The sequence below is a fragment of the Sphingobacterium sp. UBA7038 genome (genome assembly GCF_002494055.1).
GTDB classification, from domain to species: domain Bacteria; phylum Bacteroidota; class Bacteroidia; order Sphingobacteriales; family Sphingobacteriaceae; genus Sphingobacterium; species Sphingobacterium multivorum.
In genome coordinates this window covers 16,605-36,497 of record NZ_DLAV01000025.1, presented here as the reverse complement: position 1 = coordinate 36,497, position 19,893 = coordinate 16,605, and the positions used below count along the sequence as shown (strand labels likewise).

Genomic DNA, 19,893 nt, shown 5'->3' with positions numbered 1-19,893 from the left:
CTAAATTTCTACAGAATTCGAACCGTTCTTTACTCGATTAAAAGACGAGTAGACGATGAATATGAATTCGACGATAATCCATAATTATGCTAGGCTTAGAAAACCCTTGTTCTTTCTACCTATACTTCTATTAGTTCTGCTCATTCTATTTCTCTATTTTAATCATGCATTGAATGTATATGGCTATACGGTCATTCAGAAGAATAGCTTTTTCACAATAAATGCTTACCTCGGACAATATCCAAATCTTGAGTCTAATTTTACACAGTTTGGAGATTGTTTAATTAGCCTGTCACTATTGAGTGTTTTTGTATTATATGCGCCTAAATTATGGGAAGCATTGATATCAGCATCGCTAATTTCAGCTTTTTTTTCCATTGTTTTAAAAGTGGCATTTGCTGTGCCTCGACCTGCAGCGGTGTTTAATCAAACGAGTTTTTTGATTACTGGTAAGATGCTTCTTGGTAACAATAGCTTGCCTTCGGGCCATTCCATTACGATATTTACAACGCTGACCGTTATCATGTATGCTTTTATGCCGCAACGATTGAGTTATAAAATAATGTGGTTTTTTTGTTTAACATGTATTGGGTTAATGCTTGCTTTATCTCGCGTCGCGTTGGGAGCACATTATCCATTAGATGTAGTTAGTGGCTGTATTATAGGATATGTTTCGGGACTGCTCGGAATTTTTTTTAGCAGGGAATTTAAAATATGGAATTGGGTCAACGACCAACGGTATTATCCAATTTTCATTTTATTATTCCTCGTTTTCAGTATAGTATTGGTCAATAGAATAATTAATGATAATTTGCTAATATTTTATTTTACATTTATCTGCTTAATTAGTACACTTTATAAAACCATTACCGTTTATGCTAAAAAATAGCTTAAAACTAGTTCATTTTGTCCTTTTCATGAGTGTGTTGAATTTTATATTCTTCCATTTTCCATTTTATACTTTTGTTTTTAAAAATGTTGATTATAAAAGCTTTGGGGGCATTGTTCTCATCGGCAGTCTAACGGTTTTGATGCTGGTAATGAATGCTTTTGTACTTTATCTATTTTTTTCAGCCTCGCGTCGCTTCGGGAAATCGATACTTGTGTTGTTCTTTCTTATCAATTCAGTAGCCGTTTATTTTGTAAATACCTATAGCGTTATTTTGGATGAAACCATGATCGGCAATATCTTGAATACCCGTTATTCCGAGTCCAGCGGTTTCTTTTCCCTGAAATTGATCGTTTATCTCGTTTTTCTCGGTATTATTCCCAGTATCTTCATTATTAAAGCAAAAATAATAAAGGATAAACCAAAGAAGTTCTTTATCACTTCGTCACTTTCGCTATTATTTATCGTTATTTTAATATTCGCCAATGCGACTAATTGGTTATGGATCGACAAGAATTCGAAGACTTTGGGCGCACTTGCCATGCCGTGGTCTTATACCGTCAATATTTCGCGTTTTTACATTCACGAACATCAAAAAAATAAAAAAGAGATTTTATTGCCAGATGCGAAGATAACTGACCACAAAAAGACAGTGGTTGTCCTTGTTATTGGTGAATCTGCTCGAAGGGATAACTTTTCCTTATATGGCTATCAAAAGAATACAAATCCGCTACTTTCCAAAACACCCAATCTTTATCATTTTGACGCAACTTCTTGCTCCACCTATACGACAGCAGGAGTAAAATGTATATTGGAGCATAAAAATACAGATGATTTGTACGAAATCCTGCCGAACTATCTCTATAGAAATGATGTCGATGTGATCTGGCGAACAAGTAATTGGGGGGAACCACCTGTACATATTAAAGAATATGAAACAAATGATCAACTTGCCACAAATTGTAAGGGTGAAGGATGTGCTTACGATGAGGTACTTTTAACAGGTCTAAAGGAGCGAATATCCTCCAGTAAAAAAGATAAAATTTTTGTTGTGCTCCACACAAGTACAAGCCATGGGCCAACATATAGCAAAAAATATCCCGCTCAATTCGAGCTGTTTAAACCTGTATGCAATAGTGTTGAACTCGGGAACTGTTCTAAAGAAGAGTTGATCAATGCTTATGATAACACCGTTGTTTATACAGATTATATTTTACATAATCTGATTGAGGATCTAAAACAATTGAAGGAATATAATAGTGCCATGTTGTTCGTCTCGGACCATGGCGAATCGCTGGGTGAAAATAACCTTTATATGCACGGATTGCCGATGAGCATTGCACCAAAAGAGCAATACGAGATTCCCTTTATTGTTTGGGTTTCTGATCATTCAAAACAGTTGAAACCAAATAAAACGTTGACCCAAAATCACGTATTTCACAGTGTGTTGAAATTTCTGGATATGAAAAGCCCTATTTATGATGAAAATATGGATATTTTCGAATAGACAGGATTGCGGGTACAGTTTGGTCTAAAACGGATGGACTATGGCCAATCAGATCAATACCGGATGGTGGATAGGTTATGTTGAGCAAAAAGAAAAGATTTATTTCTTTGCAACGCGGCTTATTCAGGACCGCAAGTTCAATCGTCCTGATTTCTCGCGCTGCCGCAAAGAGATACGCGGAAAGTCTTTAAGGAGCTAAAAATTTTGCCCTAAACCTTAGGGCATTAGATATCAATCATCAAATTTTACCAGGACAATAGACAGATGGAAAATTTTAATCGAAAGAAGCATTGGGAAGACATATACGAAAACAAGCCGCTGGAATCAGTGAGCTGGTACCAGCCCAATCCAGAAGCATCGCTACATTTTGTAGAGCAAGCTAACCTTCCAAAAAAGGCGAAAATCATCGATATAGGTGGTGGTGACAGTTTCCTGGTTGATTTCTTGCTGAAAGCAGGATTTGAAGATATTACTGTATTGGATATATCCAACGCTGCAATTGAACGAGCGAAGAAGCGATTAGGGGATGAGGCGACTAAAGTCAAATGGATTGTTTCGGATATCTTGGATTTCGTTCCCGACGCAACTTATGATTTTTGGCATGATCGGGCCACCTTTCATTTTTTGACTGTTCGCCAGGAGATTGATCGTTACATCAAAATCGCAGATCAATCAATTGCGGTGGGAGGTATTTTAGTCGTTGGAACTTTTTCTGAACAGGGGCCAAAGAAATGTAGTGGCATTACTATTAAACAGTATTCAGCACAATCAATAAGCGATTTATTCCAGACATGTTTTAGGAAAATTGAATGTATGACTATTGACCATATAACACCCTTCGACACGAAACAGCATTTTGTGTTTTGCAGTTTTCGTAAATAGCTGTCATAGCTGGGGCGAACGCATTTCGTACAAATAGCGCATCGGTGTGTGGCTCGAATCTGCCCCTTTGTGCTAATTTTTATTGGAATTTTCCAATAAAAGTTCTCCCCAGGCATTTAATTTCCAGAGTACTTCCACTAAACTTTTCCCTAAGGGTGTCAATGAATACTCCACTCTGGGAGGAAGCTCATGGAAAGATTGTTTACTTAAAATACCATCATTGACCATTTCGGCCAATTGTTGGTTTAGCACCCGTCTATCAACTGTTGCAATACCACGAAGCATTTCACTTGGGCGTTTTTCCCCTTCATTGATACGCCAGACAATCGGAATTTTCCATTTCCCGCTAATCGCATTGACGGCAAATTCCAATGGACATATTTTTTGTTTTATTGCTTTCTCTGTTATACTCATAAAATTGACTTTTTTGCCCCATAGGGATAATAATATGCGGTATTGTGATTGTGCATTTACTTTTAAAACTTTGCAGAAATAACGTACAGCATCATGAAAAATTTAGAACACAAAATTGCTAAATTAAATGCGAATTTAGCTAATCTTCGTCTTGAAATAAAGGAAATATTTGGCAGATCCATTCAGGATCTTCAGTCTGGCGATCTAATCGAAAAGAGCCTGCAGATAGGGGACAAGGTCCCGAATTTTAGTTTGATGAATTCGCTGCATAGCAAAATTGAGCTCGGAAAACTTCTGGAGAATGGAACGGTTAGCGTGGCCTTTTTCCGCGGCAACTGGTGTCCTTACTGTAATCCCGAGCTAAGACTAATATTGATGCGTTAATCATACAGCTATGAGCAAAGTACAACGTAAAGGGGTAAGGCGGACAGCTGATATTTCAATAGACTGCCTAGCCAGTCTGAACCGCGGTGAGATTGAAACTGCAAATCTTGTAGAGTGGCTAGCTGTTGACCAACGGCTTTTACTTGCGCACATTCTTCAGCAGAATGCGCGCATTCACTACTTAAAGCCAATCTTGTTGCTTTTGGAGCAGTTACAGAAACCGACGGTAAATTCCATCAATGAAACGATCGGACGTGCGCTGTTCGACATGATCACACAAAATCGTGATAATACCTTCCTGACAATATTATTCAATCATCCTGCAGATCTCGTGCGTTGCTGGGCGACCTACGCGATTGGAAATGATAAACAGCTTGAAATTGAGGAACTGCTTTCATCAATACGTCCTTTTGCTGCAGATACACATTTTGGTGTACGAGAAATCAGCTGGATGGCCATCCGTAATAGGATAGCTTTTGATTTGGACAGGAGCATTACCTATCTGAGCCTATGGGCGATGGAGAAGGATGAAAATGTGAGGCGTTTTGCTACGGAGTCAACCCGACCGAGGGGCGTATGGTGTAAGCACATCGATCGGTTGAAGCAGGAACCAAGTCTAGCCTTGCCTATTTTAGAACCGCTAAAATCCGATCCTTCAAAATATGTTCGGGATAGCGTCGCAAATTAGCTGAATGACGCAAGCAAAAGCCAACCTGGTTTTGTTAGAGCACTTTGTCATCGTTGGGAAGAAGAAAGTAATACCAAGGAAACACACTACATTATTCGAAAAGCATTACGCACAATTTCGAAGTAAAAATTACCGGTATCAGTATTCTGTTTTTTGCGTCTTTCTAGTTCATATTTAATTTTTTATGTAGTAATTTATTTAGAATTATTAAAAATAATTTGAAATTCTGTGTTAAAATACGTTACATTTGCATCTGTTTAGAATCATTTTAAATAGATGTGCCTTTTTGTGCGCTTTTATTCTCACTTATGAAAAAGCTCTATTGGAGTAGTTTTATTTTATTTTACACAATTGCAGTTGCGCATGCACAGTCGATATACATCCGGGGAAAGATCACTGATGGTAATAAGAAAGTCCTATTGGGAAGTACCGTTATTTTGGATCAGTTAGGATTCTCCAGTATGAGCGATGGGCGTGGTGAATATCGTTTAACCATCCCTAAAGAGCAGTATGGCAAACTTGTTACGCTATCGGTTTCCTACATTGGTAAGAAAAAGGTTGAAAGGACAGTCCTGTTAGATTCGATGCAAAAGATTGAAAATTTTTTGTTGCAAGATATGAGTCTTGCTCTTGAAGAAGTTGGGGTACAGGCGAAGAGAGGGGAGTTGAGCAACTCATCACTCGTATTTGATCGCGAAATGATTGAACGTTATCCGGCGCTAAGTTTAAACGATCTGCTGAACCGATTGCCAAACCGGAAGAATACAGCCCCTTCTGTGCAGGAGATGCAAAATCTGACGCTGAGAGGTGCTTTTAGTGAGACTACAGGACGATCGCGAGACGCGAATGAACTGAATAACTCCTTTGGTGTCGCTATCATAATGGATGACATGGTTTTGGGTAACAATGGTAATATGCAAGGGCGGAACGCTGGAATATTTGGCATGTCTTCCGCAACGAATGCAATTAGACCTTCAGATTATGGTTTAACCGGTCGACCGACAACGGGAAAATTCTATTCTGGAGAAAATGTGTTTAGCGGTCTGGATCTGCGTCAGATTCCGATAGAAAATATCGAACATTTGGAAGTTATTTCTGGCGTAGCACCGGCACGCTATGGCGATTTATCAAATGGTGCCGTTATTATCGAAAGGCAGGCTGGCAAGACTCCGGCTTTTTTTAGGCTTCAAGTGCGGAGCAATGCAACTTCATATGGTCTGTCTAAGGGAATGCAGCTCGGAAAAAAGCTTGGGACAATTAATGTGGATTTAGGTTATGTGCAGTCTTACGCAGACAATAGAGATAAGCTGAAACAATACGACCGCGTAAACGGAACTTTGATATGGACAAACTATTTTGGCGCAGATAAGCGTCTGAAACAAACCTTCTCAGGCTCTTACAATAAAGTTATTGATCAGGTCCGAAAAGATCCAGATGACCCACTCTCGAATGCCATTTCTTTTGGCGGCCGGGGTTGGAATGCTGCTAGCCGAACCAGTTACAAATTGGACCATAAATTCCTTAAAAGCATTAGTCTCAATGCAGGAATAAGTTCAACACTGCAGAAAACCTATCGGGAGTATTACTATAATGGTGCAGTCGTGCTTTATACCGATTCTGTGCAAACTGGAATTGTAGAAGGACAATATGCACCTGGTCAGTATACTGCGCTAGATCATGTGGATAATAGACCATTGAATTTAAATGCCCGATTGGAAGGAAATGCCATCGCAATTACCGGCGATATTATCCACAAAATAAACTTTGGAAGTAACTATAGTTATGACATCAACCGTGGAAAGGGGCGAATTGCAGATCCTTCTATTCCCAAAAAGGATCTTGGAGCGAGATCGGATAGGTATTATGATTTTTCATTAACAAACGCTTTGCAAAACCTGGGCTTGTATGCGGAGGATGCTATGCGGACAAAAGTATGGGGAAGGGATCTTAGCATGCGGGCGGGCGTTCGCTGGGATCTTATGAATGGTCACTCTTCCATCTCTCCAAGAACCAACATCAATTATTCACTTTCTAAATCAACTCAGATTGGGCTAGCATACGGCTTATCCTTCAAATCTCCTGGATTAGCACAACTATATCCCGGGCCTACTTTTGATGAAATTATATTGCTCAACTCTTATAATGGTAAGGTTGACGAAAGTATGGCATTGATTTACTTGCGGCGTTATGAAAAAGATAATAGCAATCTCAAAAGTAGTGTAGGGCAAACGCTGGAATCATCGTTTTCATGGCATAAGAATGGGCATCAGCTACGTACGAATCTTTTCTATAAAAAAAATACGCGCGGAATCAACACGGTTACGGCTGATCAACTCATTGACTTGCCTACCTATTCGGCTACTGAGGTGCCCGGGGGTAAACCAATAGTTGAACAGACGGGGACGAGAAGCTATTTAATGTCCAATCTGTACTTTGCCAATAGTAATAAATCGTCCAATATTGGTGCGGAAGTCATGTATTCTACACCTAGAATTCAACAGATTATGACAACTTTCTCCGCTACTGCCGCATTTACCCTAGCCAATTCTAGTTCCAGTGCGCTGAGCCGTTTGAATTTTAATGCCGAAAAGGCAGCGTTAGATGACGTTATCCTTGGATTTTTTCTGTCCAAATCTACCAAGAACTATTTAAGTCGAGCGCAGTTACGAAGTTCAACTCATTTTCCCGCTTTGCGTTTGATTATTGAACTGAGTGCAGACTGTGAATTATTAAACTACAATAAATCTAATTACCGAGATATTATTCCTGTAGGATATTATACACGTGATTATACGTATCATATCATTGATCAATTTGATATATACAATCCGAAGCATCTCGAATTATACACAGCAAGGAAAAATGAAGCTGACTTGGTAAATATTGAAAACAACTACATCTACTGGAACTTTGGTCTCAATATGGCCAAGGAAATAGGCAAGAATATTTACCTGTCATTTAACGTCTATAATTTTCTGGATTACCAACCGCGCTTTTATAGGGAAGGAGCTTCTTCAGTGCAAGCCCCAAATTCATCTCCCAACTATGGCGCCCAACTGACTTATAAATTTTAACATAAAAACTAAACACAATGAAAACTCGTTACTTAATTCCTTTTCTCTTTTTACCTTTTATCTCCTGTAAAAAAGATAATACATCCGGTGTACAACCGCTGGATATTAAGCTGAATTTAAAATATGCTTCTGAAAATTTTAATACCAAGTTGGACTTAAGCAAGGTTATTGTTAAGATAACCAATCTGGCAACAAAAACCAGTGCTACATATTCTTCGTCCCAAGGTGTGGTCAACCTGACTTCTATTATACCGGGTGAATATGATATTGATGCTTCTATTACGATACCCAAAGCGCAATACAACAGTTTGACAGGAGAATCAAGTATTGAAGACGTGACATTCAATGCTTCGCTGAAAAAAATCAGTTTAACCAGTTCTACGACTTTGGATATGGAATTGGTTGCAGGTCTATTGGGCGACTTTGTCATCAAGCAGATTTACTATGCAGGTTCTGATAATAAAGAAGGAGCGGTATTCAGGGATCAGTTTTTTGAAGTTTACAATAATACAGAACGTGTTTTATATGCCGATAGTCTTTACTTTGGCCGGTTATGGGGAAGGCAATCTCCGACCAGTCAATCCGATTACTATCAATCCAATGGCCAATTGGATTGGAGTAAATCTTCAGGAATGGGCGGCTACGAATCAGAAAATACAGACTATGTTTACTTAAGAGATTTATTTATGATTCCTGGCAATGGAAAGACCTATCCAGTGGAACCTGGTAAAAGCATTGTAATTGCGCAAAATGCGCTAAACCATAAAGCACCGTTTGTTGGTAATAATGGAAAAGAAGTAGCCATCAAGAATCCGGATCTTACAGTAGATCTGAGTAAAGCTAATTTTGAGGTTTATTTTGGAGATATCCCTGGCAAAACTCCTTTTGCAACAGATATTGACAATCCGGCTGTTCCCAATGTGGAGATATTGGATTATACGGGGAATGACTGGATATTGGATAATTTAGGGCGGGATGCTTATGTTATTTTTAAGTACGCGAATCGTTCAGATGTGGAGAATTTGAAGAGCTATGCGGAACCGTCCATCAGTGTTCCGACTTCCACCGCAAAAAAATACAGACAGTTACCTGTCGGTTGGATTATGGATGCCGTAGAAGTACAGCCAAACACCAAGGACGCGAGAATTCCTAAAAAATTGACGGCGTCACAGGATGCAGGTTTTACTTTCGCACCATTAGGTGGCTATTCATCGCAATCTGTAATTCGCAAAACCGAAAAAACGAACAATGGAGTTCGTAAATTAAAAGATACAAATAATTCCACAGAAGATTTTATCGCGATAAAAGCAAATCCATTTGGATTTGGTGATTAATGAAAAACGGTTATTCCCAATACCAGCTTTTTCGTTGGAAAGCTGGTATTTTATAAAAAATACCTGAATGAAAAGTGTGAGATACATCATGTTATTTTGGGGGGCTTTCTTAGCCCACCACGCTGTCTTCGGGCAGAGTACGTCTAATTCTTTAGATTCAACAGCAGCTTTGACCTATTGGTATCAGCCATCATTTGTAGTAATGCATGATATGGCCATACGAAATAGGGTATGGATTCCTGAGGAAATCAAAAATAGATCTTCTCTATTTGGTATTCGGCACAGCAGGGGGCAAGGGGACTTTAAGGCGGCGCAAGGAACTGATGGGCTCATTCAATCCCAATTGTATACGGAAGGGAAGACCGATTGGCGCAAAACTAGCTTTTGGGGAAGATTTTCATATGACCGCTCCGCAGAAGACAGTACTGCTTTGCGCCATCAGTCACGATGGAATGTCGATGCGCCATTGTATTTTGGTTCGTTGCGAAAAAATAAATACAGTCGAGAGACCTATAAGCTCGATGCGGGAATCCAAAGAGCATTCTTCGATGCTAAGCTCCCGATTTCCCTGGGCATCGATTATCGATTAGGCTCTCACTACTCCAATAATGATCCCAGAGGCGATATCAAAGATATGAACCTGCAGTTTGAATTGAGTGTTGGTCACAATCTGCCAACATTTTCTTATCATATTGCTGGTATTTGGGGATATGGTTCTGAACGGGTCAACGTGGGCTATAAAAATGACAAGTATACAACCAATACAGAAGACCCATTGTATGTCAATTGGATGATGAACGGTTTTGGAAGTGCGAGTGAGCGACTAAAAGAGATCAATTACAACGATATTATTCACCGTAAAGGCGTCGGCGCGCATATCTTGCTGAAACCCAATGATAGGAATAAGATCTATTTTAATAGTCGCTATCTAAATGAAGAACAATCATTCAGACGAAATGATAACTCAAAACAGACCTATTTGTCCTTAAATGATTATAAAAAAGATATCGGATCAATCGATTTTTTATGGAGCCGGCAGATGCATCGTAAGCGATTGCTAAGAGTAGCGCTGCAGGGACAAATTGAAAATGGACAGGATTTTAATTATAGTTATCTAGCAAATAACTACACCTATCGTCGGCATGAAATTTCGTTTAAAACTCAATTAGCCGTACATCAGTATTTGTTTGAAGGCCATGCTGGTATGTATAAGACCGAGAAAAAAGATGGTGTTAGTGGTAACCAAATGGAATTTGATCAAGTTAAACTGGGACTGGGACTGAATCGAACATTCCGGCTCGGCCAGTCGGCCGATATAATAGGAACAATCGCCTATACTAAACAATGGTCACCAAGCCATAATCTCTACGTATCTGAGTTGAATACAGGGGATTTTGGGAAGCAGATACTGTATCAAGATTATCTTTACGACACCGCTCCAAGTAATAGCTGGAATATGTCCTGGGTATGGGGCACGCATCATGCAAAGAACAATTGGAGCATACAGCTCCAGATGGATTATCAGTGTAGGGGTAATTTGGTGCCGATAGACTATACGTTGTCAAGTGTACCGGGTAAAAATTGGTTTCTGGGTAAATTGGGGGTTTCTTATATATTTTAAAATAGTTATCGTACTTGTTTATAAGCATAATTAAGAGAGAATGAAAAAGCAGTTTTGTGTATTGGCCACTATTGTTGGTTTTGTGGGTTTGCTTTCTATGAAAGATCAACAGCAAGCCTTTGATGATGAGATACAGCTTTATTATCGACGGCCGGTGAGCGAATGGCCAAAACCAACAATTGATGTAGGGGCTCATTGGAATGAATTTAAGTCTCTACCCAAGATCGATACCGGTTATTTTTCTTTAATGGAAAAGCCTGATGTGAAGTTGGGGAAATATCTTTTTTTTGACCCCATTCTATCGGGAAGCAATCAGATATCCTGTAGTAGCTGCCACAACCCCCAGACTTCCTGGGCTGACAAGCTTACCGTACCAGTTGGTAATGATCATCTTGAAGGCACGCGTAATACGCCATCTTTGCTCAATGTGTATGCACGCAAGGAATTGTTTTGGGACGGTCGTGCTGGCTCATTGGAGGAACAAGCGTTGGGTCCTATTGAAGCTCATCATGAAATGGATATGGAATTGACAAAACTGATTCCCAAGCTAAAGGCCATCCCCGGATACAACAAATTGTTTGTGGATGCTTTCGGGGAAACCGATTATTCGATGCCGGAGGTACTGAAAGCCTTGAGTGCTTTTCAACGGACATTAACAAGTAGAAGAAGCCGTTTTGACGAGTTTTTAGATGGCAATTATAAAGTGTTGTCTGATCAGGAAGTGCGCGGTCTTCATTTATTTCGCACCAAAGCGCGCTGTATGAATTGTCATAATGGTCAATTTTTTACCGATGATCTGTATCACAATATTGGTCTCACCTATTACAAACGGAAATATCAGGACCTGGGACGATACGAGATTACAAAGGATCCTGCTGATGTAGGACGTTTCCGTACACCATCCCTACGTGACGTGATGAATACCGATCCGTGGATGCACAACGGATTGTTTTGGAATATGACCGGTCTGTTGAATATGTACAATAGTGGTATGCAGATGAATTCCGCTACTGCTGAGCAGAAAGCAAAAGATCCACTTTATCCTGTAACTGATCCATTGATGCAACCCCTAAATCTGACAAAAGATGAAATAAAAGATATTGAGGCCTTTTTGCACGCCATCACAGGGACTTCTTATCGTATGCGCCGTCCCGAAAGTTTACCGAGATAGATGACAGCCGAACAATCGTGAAGCTGTGTTTACATACTGTTCGACATGCTATATTGAGAGTGGGGCAACTTCAGGATAGCTTCTTGCACAAAAAAGGTTATCCAGCTATTGGATAACCAATGTTTTAAACAGATACTGGTAGGGTGTTTATTTTTCCAAATATCCTGAATTCTAGTGACTTATAAAGAAATTTTAAAAAGATGGAAGTTTCTCTTTCTTTTAAATACGGCCAAGAGGTTGATATATGGTTACACTTTTCTTACTTCTCCTGTAAAAAAATAACCTGTATAGCCCATTTTATTCCGACTAATTTGTATCTTAATAAGCTGTATAGCCATCCGCAATTTCTTGTTTTAAGGCCTTAAATTGGGTTGTTAACTTGTTGGTCGTATTGGCTTAGAATCGCTATCAAAGGAATATTGCGACAGTTTTAAAAATAAGGAGAAAATACGAAATGAAAAAAAATATCGTCATTGCTATGTACTGTGTTGTGTTGTTTATGTCGTGTAACAGTGGCGGTGGAGATAGGGAAAATGATGAGGTTGCTGAGGTTGCTCATAGCGGAATAGCCCCGGTCGTAAAATCATACTTTCTCTACCATGAAATAAAAAATGTAGACTATGCTATCTATATCAATGATGTATTGGCAGGACAATCTCACGAAAATACTGGTATTCCGGGGCCCTATAAGCTAAATCCGTATATAACTTCATCGGGCAAGCAATTTGTAAAAATGATCATATCTGCCAACAGTCGAGAAAAAGAGATTACCCCAGAAATATTAAGAGAAATAGGTAAGAACGCAGGTATATATTTACTTCTAAATAAAGATTTTGAACATATAAGGGAACTCAAAAAACTGCAATTTCCACACATTGATAAGCCTGTTCCTTCCTATGAATATAGATGGGAATTTGAAGCGGAGTAGTCTTAGTTTTATGTTAGGTTTATATTACTATTTGATTGATCAGTAGAAAGTTATCATCGTCAAAACATACTATTTTGATCTGCTTAAGTGTTGTATCGGCCATCAGAAACGGTGTAATGACACCATTCCACACTGGTCCAACTGTATGAATTACATATTTAGCGGCTAGCTTGCCTGCAGTTGTGATGACGGCTTCACCTACCTTGCAGCCTCCTTGTTTAGCCACAATGTTACGGCATCCTTCCAGAATTTCCGGCCCACCGCAGCGATGAATAGTAACTACGGTTATTTTGTTGTTACTACGTGACGTTGGATTGATCTTAACTCAAATATATGAAAAAATAATTAGCAGGTTTAATTGGGGTATCGCAGGATAGCCGTTGTATTCAATGCCTCGCTTTAAAAAAATGAAAATAATATTGCGTAGTTACATAACTACATTTATATTTGTAGTCAAATAGCTACATAATAAAGAACGGTCAGTAAAAGAGCTGCTTTATTTTGGGTGGCAAGGATAATACCGGGTGTTGAAGATAGGAGAGGTGGCTAGGAATGTAAAGTAATTAACAGGATAATAAATAAATCAACGCATTATGAAAAGAAATCGGATAATTTATTGGATAGCAACCATATGGTTGGCTGTAGGGTTATTGTCAACTGCTATCATACAGATTTTTAAAATTCAAACAGAAGGAGCAGGTGGGATACAAAATATAGACCATTTGGGATATCCGAGTTATATACTTCCTTTACTAGGAATCTGGAAACTATTAGCTGTGGTTGCCTTGCTTTGGCCCAAAAGACCACTTTGGAAAGAATGGGCATATGCGGGTATTTTCTTTACGGCTACTGGTGCCTTGTATTCGCATATTGCATCGGGAGATTCTTTCGCTTTAATGGCTCCGGCACTATTATACATTATTCTAATTGCTACTTCTTGGTATTTCAGACCAGCCGATAGGAAATTCGATTAGAAATTGTGTTGAAATCTGTGATGAATTTAATGCGTTACCCGAAAATATGTACTGGGTGAAAAATCCATCAGGGATAGTATTTAATTTGCTTTAACCTTTACTCTTCAGGTGAAATATAGTGATCTCCGGTAGTATCCCAACTCGGCTTGGATAATCTAGATAACCGAAGTCAACATTTACGTACAGTGCCTGATGCTTTTCACGGTACAGGCCTGCCCATTCGCGGTAAGCATATTTGACCGGACTCCACTGATAATTCGGGTTGTTATAGCCGAATTGTCCCCCATGCGTATGCCCGCTGAAAGTGACGTCGATTGTGGGATATTTGGGTAGGATCTCTGCGCGCCAATGGGAGGGATCGTGTGAAAGCATCAAATTGATAGGCGAGGATTTATCTACTTTAGACATGGCCAGATCGATATTCCCATAATGATAAGTCGCGCTATTTCGATAGGTCGATAACACTGTAGCAAGGTTACTGTCGTGAATTGTGGGGTTTCCAACATTTTTGACAGTTCCTCAGGAGGCTTGCTATCAAAAATAAATGCATTAAGTGCTGTTGGTGGAGCCTGTATTTTTTCAAAATATTTTTTGCGCAATCGTGTTAAGCCAGTATGTTCTTTATGAGCATACGCAACGATCGGGTTAAATAGTGCATTTTGCTGTTCGGTCGTTAAGGTCGAATCCGTTATTTTACTTCCTATTTCAGTAATAAACTTCAAAAATTCCTTTTGCGTCTTTTCCTTTTGATTCCTCAGTTGGCGATCAAAACTCTGTCCTGTACAAGTGAGTGCCATTAATACGAAAAGTACATTTGACAGCGCTATTTTTGAATATATCATGTGCTGATAGATTTTATCTCAATGTTAGTATGCAAAGATCGTCCTTTTACTTAACATGCATATCATCTAAAATGTTTATGCTAAAGTTAGCTTAGATAACGAAGGAATATTAATTTATTACAAACGATCTTTGGTTAGAAGCTGTTTGGTTTTTAGAGACATTTGGATTGGGCAATTCCAATCCATTCGTACCGGGTCAGGGAAATTTAAACCATTATGGACAATAAAAATAAGGAACAAATGACGACAGCATATTTGCAAATTGTGTTAAAAATGAATTCTTCCAATAGGGGGGAATTGACAAGTACATATAATAAGTTCAAAGATTTATTTCGAGAACAAATAAAAGGAGCGAAAACACAGGAGCTACTCTTCAGTGATGAGGATATACAGCTCTTATATGGCTTTGATACTTATGAAGATGCTGAGGCCTTTTTGTCAACAGAATTATACAATAATATCATCCTCGTTGCACTAAAGCCACTAATAAGCAATAATCCTGAGATTAAAATATACCATGTGGCATAAAGATAGCGTAGGCAATGCCTTCATATGTAGATGACCTTATATTAATATATAATGAAAATAGAGTTTCCAGAATTGTTACTGCGCGAAGTCGCTCAAAATCTCAAAGATGCTAAAGATCGTATTGCCGTTGCTGAAAGTGTGACAGCGGGATTGTTGCAGTTAGCCTGTTCACAGATGGAGGGAGCAATGGAAGTTTTCGCTGGGGGAGTGACCACCTATACGATCAATGCTAAGATAAAAATACTAAAGGTAGATGCAAAGGAAGCCGAAAGATGCGACTGCGTATCTCCGAAAATTACCGAAGAAATTGCACTTGCAGTAAGCAACCTGTTTGGTACAACATGGGCTATTGCCACAACCGGATATGCAACAGCCGTGCCCGAATCAGCTGGTAAATTGTTCGCCTATATTTCAATTGCTGAAAAGGACAAGATTATATCTACCGAAAAAATTGAACTTCAATCGAGCGTCAAAATGGAAGAAGCGCAGGCCATTTATACCATAAAGGCATTCGAAACTTTAAATAGGCTATTACGACTAAATAGGGTGAGTAAAAAGTCAAGCCAATCCGTTTGAGAATTGATTATCCGAAAGGCTGTTGAATTGGATGGGATGTACATAAAATAGTAAAAAGGAAGGGCTGTCCACGTTAATCACTGCCCTGAAAAGTTAGACTCCTCGGACAGCCCTTAAACTTTATGCTTCTCTTTTCAAATCAAAAGAGAGGTATTTTTCATAATCAATTAAAGATCTCACCGGTGTTGTTACTCCATTTAGAAGTTCGATATACATTTTTGCTACGTTTTTCCATACAGTTTGTTCTCCGTAGCTGCGTGCTTTGAAACGATGCCAAGCGAGTAGTCGATGGGAGGTATACAATAATTTGATGTTGCCACGCATGGATTCTATGTCGTTAAACGGAGTGAGAATGCCACGATCATCTTTCAATAGATCTTTGGCATGCCAGTAAGGAGTGGAGATAACTGCAGCTCCCGCGCCTACTGCAAAAGATAAGGTTCCACTGCTTATTTGTTGTTCGTGAGGGTATGGGGATAAGTATATATCGCATGCCGTCAGATACTCTTTAAGTTCTTCATCCGTTAAGAATTTATCAATAAAAACAACTTTATCCTGTAAACCTAGTTGATCAACTAAATTTTGAAGTTCGAATCGGTAAGATTCACCTTCATGGGCAAGCACATTGGGGTGTGTTTTTCCAACAATCAAGTATTTGAATCCAGGAAGATCGATACCCGACAGGGATTTTATGGCATATTCAAGCCCTTTACTTCTTCCGATTAAACCAAAAGTCATCATCACAAAGTTTTGCTGTAAATTCAACCTGTACTTGGCTAACCCCTGATTATAGTCAAACTGCGGCACGCCATGCGGTATAACTTTAATTTTATCCGTAAGAGCCGAATCAAATTGCTCCTTTAACAATTCTACTCCTTTTGGCGATAAGCTGACAACCACCTGAGATTTTTCCAGAAGTAATTCCATAATTTCTTTCTGCTGCAATGAAGGGGTTTGCAGAATAGTATGAAATACGGTTAATAATGGTATAGTAAGATTGTTGGCGATTTGTGTGATGAAAATACCGTCGGCACCACCAAATATTCCAAATTCATGTTGCACAATACAATAATCATATTCCTCATTGATGATACGAGCTGCTTGATGATAACTATCAAGTCGATCCCGAAAGATGACAAAGCGTACAGATTCATTAAAATCCTCTAATCCATGTTTAGATAAAGCGATGATGTCAATTTGTACAGTAGGATCGAATTCCATACCTTGTTTAAGGTCTTTCGTAAAAGTTGCTAACCCACATTCTTGAGGCGGACAAGTACTGATGATTGCTATTTTTTTCATATGATTTAACCCTCCTTTACTGTATTTTGTACTTCTTCAACTGGAAGATCCAAAATGGCCATTAGCAATAAATAGTAGCCTTTTTCCAAACCTATTTTTTTTGCTTTCTTTTCAATATTTTCCATATCCGTACGCTATTTGAGTGTAAATTCTTTTGATGTAATTGAAACAAAATTTATACCTAAAGGATGTTTATGAAGCTTTAACCGTAGTTTTTGAATAGAAATAGCGTAGGGTAGCTAAGGAACTTCCGAAAAATACAGGTTAAATACGTATTTATAGCGTTGGAGAAATGAATTTATAGTCGTATCACTTAAATAGTCATTTAATCCCATACAAATTTCATAAATAAGTGCTGTTTTGCTAAAGATGTTCAATTTTCCTCGCTTAAATTTTTCTTAGCAGTTTCAAACAATAAAGAGGTTCCTTTGGTTGTTTATTTAAGTTAAAAATGAGTTCATGAAAATAGCTACCTATAATATTAATGGTATCAATGCGCGTCTACCAGTCTTGCTTCGCTGGTTGGCCGAAGAATCGCCTGATGTTGTATGCCTCCAGGAGTTGAAATCTCCGCAGGAACGTTTTCCACTGAAAGAAATTAATGCCATCGGATATCATGCCGTTTGGCACGGTCAAAAAAGCTGGAATGGGGTTGCGGTTCTTTCTAAATATGAGATCGAAGAAATCTCTAGAGTGCTTCCAGGTGATGCCGAAGATGTTCAAAGCCGTTATTTGGAGGTTATGATCCAGCAAGTCGCGATTTGCTGTCTTTATCTGCCCAATGGGAACCCATTTCCCGGGCCCAAATTTGAGTATAAATTGACGTGGATTGAGCGCTTAGCTAAGCGGGCCAAAACGTTGCTTAGTATGGATATTCCAGCGATACTCATCGGCGATTTTAACATTATTCCAACTGAAATGGATACCTATAAACCTGAAAAATATGTCGACGATGCATTGTTCAGAAAGGAGGTTAAAGAGGCTTTCAGTCAACTTCTTGAAGCGGGCTGGCAGGATGCGATTCGTCAGCTTTTTCCGGATCAGCAGGTGTATACGTTCTGGGATTACTTTCGTCAGGCTTATAGTCGAAATGCCGGTTTGCGTATAGATCATATCCTATTAAGCCCTTCAATTCAGAATCGTTTGATTGAAGGCGGTATTGATCGCCATGTTCGCGGCTGGGAAAAGAGCAGCGATCATGCCCCTACATGGATTCGGTTACGGAATAGCAGCAACAATGGCTAAAAAGATAAATACCAGTGCTGGATTGTTATTGTATAAATTTGAGGCGCTAGAAATTTATTTTTTCTTAGTACATCCTGGTGGTCCCTATTTTACGAAAAAAGATGAAGGCTCTTGGACAATTCCTAAGGGAGAAATCGATTTGTATGAAGATGAACTTGAAGCAGCCAAAAGGGAATTTATTGAAGAGACAGGCTATCTTCCCAGCGGAAATTTTATTGCGCTACAAGCTATTCAACAGAAAGGAGGAAAAATAGTTAAGTGCTGGGCAATTGAAGGAGATATAGATCCTGCTGATCTGGTAAGCAATACCTTTGAAATGGAATGGCCGCCGAAATCCGGAAAAATGCAAACTTATCCAGAAGTAGATCGCGGAGGTTGGTTTACATTTGCGGAAGCTAGGAAGAAAATAAACGAACGGCAGATTTCTTTTTTGGAGCAATTGATTGCTCATGAGAAATGTTAATTTTTTCAATACCATTTTATTGTGCAAGTGCTACCTAGTAGACCTCATTGCTTTAACTTTCGCTGTATTATCATCCGCTACAAACTTCTGATAAATTGCTGTTTCCATTCCATATAGAGCGATCCTGCCTTCACTATTACTATGAATCCCATACCCATAGGTTTTTGTAAGGGGGGAAGCTCGCAGGCAAGCTTGTCCTCTTGAGAAAAAAACTGCTCTTGCTTCGGGATACTCATCTGGCGTTAGATCCCTTCTTTCCGCATAGACTTGGAAAATAATATCGTCAGATGTATACTGATAAGGTGCAGAGGCGATTAATTCATATTGTCGTTCAGCAACGGTTTTATTGCTTTTTGATGGTGGAATAGTGCCCTTAACTACTTTGGTATCTGCAGCAGCTTCAATCAATGTGTTAAAATAATTGGTCGAATGGATTTTCATAATTTTCATCTTTCTTTAATCAATGGAGCCGTAAGGATAACGACAAAAATAATAGGATATCTTACGATTTGAAAGTGAATCGCAAAATATCCTATGATTTATTGATTATTTTGCTCGTATGTTCTAGAGCGCAGCTTTAATAGCGGCTAAACAATCCGATTGGTATTTCATGATGTTATCTTTATCCGAAGCAGATATTTTTCCATCAGCAAGACTTTTTTCGATCTCGTTTTTAATATCCAACAGTGATTTCTCTTTATCCAACGCTTGATCTGCAGACTCTGCATTGATGCGATCCACCCAAGTTTTACCTAATTTTGTATAAAGCTCCTTGGCTTTATCATTGGAAAGGACAGGGGCTGTCACTGAAGCAATAGCTGCATTAGCCGCCGCTTTATCGGAATAAACAACAGCTTCTGCATCTTTCGTCGCAGCATCTTCGGAAGTTTTCATTGCCTCTTCATTGGCGTCGGCTGCTTTTTCCTCCGCATGCTCCATCTTCTCAGCCGCCTTTTCCTGCGGTGTTTGATTATTACACGAAACTAAAATCGCTGCGGTAGCTAGTGAAGCAAGTAATGTTTTGTTTGAAATCATAATATTTATTTATTTAGTGATAATGTTTAAATAACA

Annotated in this window: 21 protein-coding genes and 2 pseudogenes; 16 read left to right on the top strand and 7 right to left on the bottom strand. The window is 39.0% G+C overall.

The window, feature by feature from the left end:
• Positions 1–55 precede the first annotated feature (55 nt).
• The 4 genes and pseudogenes from B3H30_RS16915 to B3H30_RS16900 all read left to right on the top strand — a co-directional run bounded on the left by B3H30_RS16915 (position 56) and on the right by B3H30_RS16900 (position 3,278).
• Positions 56–889 (top strand): phosphatase PAP2 family protein, encoded by an 834-nt coding sequence (locus tag B3H30_RS16915; RefSeq protein WP_083295738.1) that lies wholly within the window; start codon positions 56–58, stop codon positions 887–889.
• On the top strand, positions 876–2,396 hold the full coding sequence (eptA, locus tag B3H30_RS16910; RefSeq protein WP_070560819.1) for a phosphoethanolamine--lipid A transferase EptA: 1,521 nt from the start codon (positions 876–878) through the stop codon (positions 2,394–2,396). Before B3H30_RS16915 ends, eptA begins: the two co-directional genes overlap by 14 nt.
• Before the next feature lie 31 nt (positions 2,397–2,427).
• Positions 2,428–2,609: pseudogene (locus B3H30_RS16905) on the top strand (class D beta-lactamase); the annotation flags it as partial.
• Between the two features lie 51 nt (positions 2,610–2,660).
• Positions 2,661–3,278, top strand: coding sequence for a class I SAM-dependent methyltransferase (locus tag B3H30_RS16900; protein WP_070560817.1), 618 nt, complete (start codon positions 2,661–2,663; stop codon positions 3,276–3,278).
• 72 nt (positions 3,279–3,350) lie between these two features.
• On the opposite strand, the gene B3H30_RS16895 is transcribed toward B3H30_RS16900, so the two are convergent.
• Positions 3,351–3,692 carry a winged helix-turn-helix transcriptional regulator gene (locus B3H30_RS16895; RefSeq protein ID WP_070560815.1) on the bottom strand — a complete coding sequence of 114 codons (342 nt, stop codon included), beginning with the start codon at positions 3,690–3,692 and terminating at the stop codon, positions 3,351–3,353.
• Positions 3,693–3,785: 93 nt separating this feature from the next.
• On the opposite strand from B3H30_RS16895, the gene B3H30_RS16890 reads away from it, so the two are divergent.
• The 7 genes from B3H30_RS16890 (at position 3,786) to B3H30_RS16860 (ending at position 12,892) form a co-directional block, all read left to right on the top strand.
• Positions 3,786–4,076 carry a redoxin family protein gene (locus B3H30_RS16890; RefSeq protein ID WP_070560814.1) on the top strand — a complete coding sequence of 97 codons (291 nt, stop codon included), beginning with the start codon at positions 3,786–3,788 and terminating at the stop codon, positions 4,074–4,076.
• Between the two features lie 10 nt (positions 4,077–4,086).
• Entirely contained in the window at positions 4,087–4,764 is a 678-nt protein-coding gene (locus B3H30_RS16885; protein WP_254667624.1) for a DNA alkylation repair protein, read from the top strand.
• Positions 4,765–5,072: 308 nt separating this feature from the next.
• Positions 5,073–7,838 carry a TonB-dependent receptor gene (locus B3H30_RS16880; RefSeq protein ID WP_286777144.1) on the top strand — a complete coding sequence of 922 codons (2,766 nt, stop codon included), beginning with the start codon at positions 5,073–5,075 and terminating at the stop codon, positions 7,836–7,838.
• A gap of 17 nt (positions 7,839–7,855) precedes the next feature.
• Complete coding sequence (locus B3H30_RS16875; RefSeq protein ID WP_070560810.1) at positions 7,856–9,172, top strand: DUF4876 domain-containing protein; 1,317 nt, start codon at positions 7,856–7,858, stop codon at positions 9,170–9,172.
• 67 nt (positions 9,173–9,239) lie between these two features.
• Positions 9,240–10,793 carry a DUF6850 family outer membrane beta-barrel protein gene (locus tag B3H30_RS16870; RefSeq protein WP_139144859.1) on the top strand — a complete coding sequence of 518 codons (1,554 nt, stop codon included), beginning with the start codon at positions 9,240–9,242 and terminating at the stop codon, positions 10,791–10,793.
• 40 nt (positions 10,794–10,833) lie between these two features.
• Positions 10,834–11,964: a cytochrome-c peroxidase gene (locus B3H30_RS16865; RefSeq protein ID WP_070560807.1), complete on the top strand. Its 1,131-nt coding sequence runs from the start codon at positions 10,834–10,836 to the stop codon at positions 11,962–11,964.
• A 454-nt stretch (positions 11,965–12,418) separates the two neighbouring features.
• Positions 12,419–12,892, top strand: coding sequence for a hypothetical protein (locus B3H30_RS16860; protein WP_070560805.1), 474 nt, complete (start codon positions 12,419–12,421; stop codon positions 12,890–12,892).
• Between the two features lie 19 nt (positions 12,893–12,911).
• On the opposite strand, the gene B3H30_RS16855 is transcribed toward B3H30_RS16860, so the two are convergent.
• Entirely contained in the window at positions 12,912–13,166 is a 255-nt protein-coding gene (locus tag B3H30_RS16855) for a macro domain-containing protein (RefSeq protein WP_286709593.1), read from the bottom strand.
• Between the two features lie 319 nt (positions 13,167–13,485).
• On the opposite strand from B3H30_RS16855, the gene B3H30_RS16850 reads away from it, so the two are divergent.
• Positions 13,486–13,866, top strand: a complete 381-nt coding sequence (locus B3H30_RS16850) for a DoxX family protein (protein ID WP_236560186.1) — start codon at positions 13,486–13,488, stop codon at positions 13,864–13,866.
• Positions 13,867–13,956: 90 nt separating this feature from the next.
• Here the strand turns inward: B3H30_RS16850 and B3H30_RS16845 are convergent.
• Together B3H30_RS16845 and B3H30_RS16840 are read right to left on the bottom strand one after the other, a co-directional pair.
• Positions 13,957–14,295, bottom strand: a pseudogene (locus B3H30_RS16845) (metallophosphoesterase); the annotation flags it as partial.
• Positions 14,262–14,708 (bottom strand): hypothetical protein, encoded by a 447-nt coding sequence (locus B3H30_RS16840; protein ID WP_070560798.1) that lies wholly within the window; start codon positions 14,706–14,708, stop codon positions 14,262–14,264. The pseudogene B3H30_RS16845 and the gene B3H30_RS16840, both read right to left, overlap by 34 nt.
• A 216-nt stretch (positions 14,709–14,924) precedes the next feature.
• On the opposite strand from B3H30_RS16840, the gene B3H30_RS16835 reads away from it, so the two are divergent.
• The gene (locus B3H30_RS16835) at positions 14,925–15,236 is read left to right on the top strand and encodes a hypothetical protein (protein ID WP_053003998.1); all 312 of its coding nucleotides are present in this window, start codon (positions 14,925–14,927) and stop codon (positions 15,234–15,236) included.
• A 51-nt stretch (positions 15,237–15,287) separates the two neighbouring features.
• Positions 15,288–15,812, top strand: a complete 525-nt coding sequence (locus tag B3H30_RS16830) for a CinA family protein (RefSeq protein ID WP_286834697.1) — start codon at positions 15,288–15,290, stop codon at positions 15,810–15,812.
• A gap of 120 nt (positions 15,813–15,932) precedes the next feature.
• Here the strand turns inward: B3H30_RS16830 and B3H30_RS16825 are convergent, their stop codons facing one another.
• On the bottom strand, positions 15,933–17,114 hold the full coding sequence (locus B3H30_RS16825; protein ID WP_115048573.1) for a glycosyltransferase: 1,182 nt from the start codon (positions 17,112–17,114) through the stop codon (positions 15,933–15,935).
• Positions 17,115–17,573: 459 nt separating this feature from the next.
• On the opposite strand from B3H30_RS16825, the gene xth reads away from it, so the two are divergent.
• Together xth and B3H30_RS16815 are read left to right on the top strand one after the other, a co-directional pair.
• Positions 17,574–18,359 (top strand): exodeoxyribonuclease III, encoded by a 786-nt coding sequence (gene xth / locus B3H30_RS16820; RefSeq protein ID WP_070560794.1) that lies wholly within the window; start codon positions 17,574–17,576, stop codon positions 18,357–18,359.
• On the top strand, positions 18,352–18,822 hold the full coding sequence (locus B3H30_RS16815) for an NUDIX domain-containing protein (RefSeq protein ID WP_070560792.1): 471 nt from the start codon (positions 18,352–18,354) through the stop codon (positions 18,820–18,822). Before xth ends, B3H30_RS16815 begins: the two co-directional genes overlap by 8 nt.
• Positions 18,823–18,852: 30 nt before the next feature.
• Here the strand turns inward: B3H30_RS16815 and B3H30_RS16810 are convergent, their stop codons facing one another.
• Entirely contained in the window at positions 18,853–19,272 is a 420-nt protein-coding gene (locus tag B3H30_RS16810) for a DUF6157 family protein (protein WP_286709591.1), read from the bottom strand.
• A 114-nt stretch (positions 19,273–19,386) separates the two neighbouring features.
• Complete coding sequence (locus tag B3H30_RS16805) at positions 19,387–19,857, bottom strand: hypothetical protein (RefSeq protein WP_046676283.1); 471 nt, start codon at positions 19,855–19,857, stop codon at positions 19,387–19,389.
• Positions 19,858–19,893: the final 36 nt, after the last annotated feature.